General features: G+C 46.3%; 1 protein-coding gene. It reads left to right on the top strand.

The features are described 5' to 3' along the window. A partial coding sequence (locus tag L693_RS0103770) for an IS110 family transposase (RefSeq protein WP_025716121.1) occupies positions 1-462 on the top strand: 462 nt, incomplete at its 5' end. Positions 463-885 lie beyond the last annotated feature (423 nt).

The following is an 885-nucleotide window of genomic DNA, read 5'->3' as shown; positions in this document are numbered from 1 at the left end:
ATCCCAGGTGTGGCACGAAGAACAGCAGAGACTATTTTAGCTGAGATTGGCTCCAATATGGATCAGTATCCTTCCGCCGCCCATTTATGTTCTTGGGCAGGGCTGTGTCCGGGTCAGAACGAAAGCGCCGGAAAACGATTGTCCGGAAAGACGCGAAAAGGAAACAAGAAGCTCCGAAGTACGCTTATAGAAGCAGCGAAGGCTGCGGCTAGAACGAGAGAAACGTATTTATCCAGCCAGTATCACCGAATTGCCGCACGCCGGGGAGCCAATCGGGCGACGGTCGCAGTAGCACACAGTATTTTGTCTATGGTTTACTATATTCTTAAGCGGAAACAACCCTACATCGAGCTCGGTTCAACCTACTATGAGGAACGAAAACGGGACGTGATCATCAAGCATTCCATTAAGAAACTGGAGTCATTAGGTGTATCAATTACTGTGAATACGGCAGCTTCCTGATCGTTATGCAAACCATACATTACTAATGCCCCTGGCTATTTTTTTGTTTGCCGGAGGGTCGCTTTCTTGTTGCCTTTTTTAGGTGTTCTACGGAGCGATATTTTCAGGATAGACTAAGAAAATAAAGTTGTAGACTGACGAATGCCTTTCCGGATGCGGATTGGCCCAGTGATCCGTAGGCCCGGCGGCCATCAACTGCAGGGCGATCACCAGTCAATACTCAGTCTACTACTTTATTTTCTCCGAACAGTGTCGGTTTGCGGTACGGACCCCTTCTCCTGGATATTCAGTCTAAAACTTATTTCTCAAAGGCTGACGATTCCTCAGCTCCAAAACCTTGTAGAATCAACAATTCCAGTCTAGAACTATATTTTCTTCATACATTTATAAAAGACGGATTGTAATATGAAGTGCGACACCTGC

The organism is Paenibacillus sp. 1-18, assembly GCF_000520755.1.
In the GTDB taxonomy this organism is placed as follows: Bacteria; Bacillota; Bacilli; order Paenibacillales; family Paenibacillaceae; genus Paenibacillus; species Paenibacillus brasilensis.
Note: the sequence above shows the minus strand (reverse complement) of the source record. Positions and strands in the feature narration are given on the sequence as shown.